Source organism: Geobacillus sp. PK12 (genome assembly GCF_004123125.1).
Classification (GTDB): Bacteria; Bacillota; Bacilli; order Bacillales; family Anoxybacillaceae; genus Geobacillus; species Geobacillus zalihae.
Window position 1 is genome coordinate 1 of sequence record NZ_SDKL01000015.1, and the last position, 2,202, is coordinate 2,202.

The 2,202-nt window shown below is 57.4% G+C and carries 1 rRNA gene; it reads right to left on the reverse strand.

Annotation, left to right across the window (positions count from 1 at the left end):
• Positions 1-2,202, reverse strand: a 23S ribosomal RNA gene (locus ETR37_RS07685); the annotation flags it as partial.

A 2,202-nucleotide genomic window follows, 5' to 3' on the forward strand; every position in this document is an offset into this window, starting at 1 on the left:
TGACGCGGTGGGAAATCTCATCTTGAGGGGGGCTTCACGCTTAGATGCTTTCAGCGCTTATCCCGTCCGCACATAGCTACCCAGCGGTGCCCCTGGCGGGACAACTGGTACACCAGCGGTGCGTCCATCCCGGTCCTCTCGTACTAAGGACAGCTCCTCTCAAATTTCCTCCGCCCGCGACGGATAGGGACCGAACTGTCTCACGACGTTCTGAACCCAGCTCGCGTACCGCTTTAATGGGCGAACAGCCCAACCCTTGGGACCGACTACAGCCCCAGGATGCGATGAGCCGACATCGAGGTGCCAAACCTCCCCGTCGATGTGGACTCTTGGGGGAGATCAGCCTGTTATCCCCGGGGTAGCTTTTATCCGTTGAGCGATGGCCCTTCCATGCGGAACCACCGGATCACTAAGCCCGACTTTCGTCCCTGCTCGACCTGTCCGTCTCGCAGTCAAGCTCCCTTGTGCCTTTGCACTCTCCGAATGATTTCCAACCATTCTGAGGGAACCTTTGGGCGCCTCCGTTACCTTTTGGGAGGCGACCGCCCCAGTCAAACTGCCCACCTGACACTGTCTCCCACCCCGTTAAGGGGTGCGGGTTAGAATTTCAATACCGCCAGGGTGGTATCCCACCGCCGCCTCCACCGAAGCTGGCGCTCCGGCTTCCCAGGCTCCCACCTATCCTGTACAAGCGATACCAAAATTCCATATCAGGCTGCAGTAAAGCTCCACGGGGTCTTTCCGTCCTGTCGCGGGTAACCTGCATCTTCACAGGTAGTATAATTTCACCGGGTCTCTCGTTGAGACAGCGCCCAAGTCGTTACACCTTTCGTGCGGGTCGGAACTTACCCGACAAGGAATTTCGCTACCTTAGGACCGTTATAGTTACGGCCGCCGTTTACTGGGGCTTCGGTTCGCACCTTCGCTTCCGCTAAGCGCTCCCCTTAACCTTCCAGCACCGGGCAGGTGTCAGCCCCTATACGTCGCCTTTCGGCTTCGCAGAGACCTGTGTTTTTGATAAACAGTCGCTTGGGCCTTTTCACTGCGGCTCTTCAGGGCTCTTCACCCCAAAGAGCACCCCTTCTCCCGAAGTTACGGGGTCATTTTGCCGAGTTCCTTAACGAGAGTTCTCCCGCGCGCCTTAGGATTCTCTCCTCGCCTACCTGTGTCGGTTTGCGGTACGGGCACCTCTTCCCTCGCTAGAGGCTTTTCTTGGCAGTGTGAAATCGGGGACTTCCGGATNNAGGTGGTACAGGAATCTCAACCTGTTGTCCATCACCTACGCCTTTCGGCCTCGGCTTAGGTCCCGACTAACCCTGAGCGGACGAACCTTCCTCAGGAACCCTTAGGCTTTCGGCGCAGAGGATTCTCACCTCTGTTTTCGCTACTCATACCGGCATTCTCACTTCTAAGCGCTCCACCAGTCCTTCCGGTCTGGCTTCTCTGCCCTTAGAACGCTCCCCTACCGATGACCAACGGTCATCCCGCAGCTTCGGCGGCACGTTTAGCCCCGGTACATTTTCGGCGCAGAGTCACTCGACCAGTGAGCTATTACGCACTCTTTAAATGGTGGCTGCTTCTAAGCCAACATCCTGGTTGTCTTTGCAACTCCACATCCTTTTCCACTGAACGTGCACTTNNCCCGAGGCTAGCCCTAAAGCTATTTCGGGGAGAACCAGCTATCTCCAAGTTCGATTGGCATTTCACCCCTACCCACACCTCATCCCCGCACTTTTCAACGTGCGTGGGTTCGGGCCTCCAGCCGGTGTTACCCGGCCTTCACCCTGGACATGGGTAGATCACCTGGTTTCGGGTCGACGACGACGTACTCACACGCCCTGTTCAGACTCGCTTTCGCTGCGGCTCCGCCTCTCCGGCTTAACCTCGCACGCCATCGTCACTCGCCGGTTCATTCTACAAAAGGCACGCCATCACCCATCAACGGGCTCTGACTACTTGTAGGCACACGGTTTCAGGTTCTCTTTCACTCCCCTCCCGGGGTGCTTTTCACCTTTCCCTCACGGTACTGGTGCACTATCGGTCACTAGGGAGTATTTAGCCTTGGGAGATGGTCCTCCCTGCTTCCGACGGGATTCCTCGTGTCCCGCCGTACTCAGGATCCGCTCGGGAGGGAACGAAGTTTCGACTACAGGGCTCTCACCTTCTCTGGCCGGCCGTTCCAGACCGGTTCGTCTACCCCGT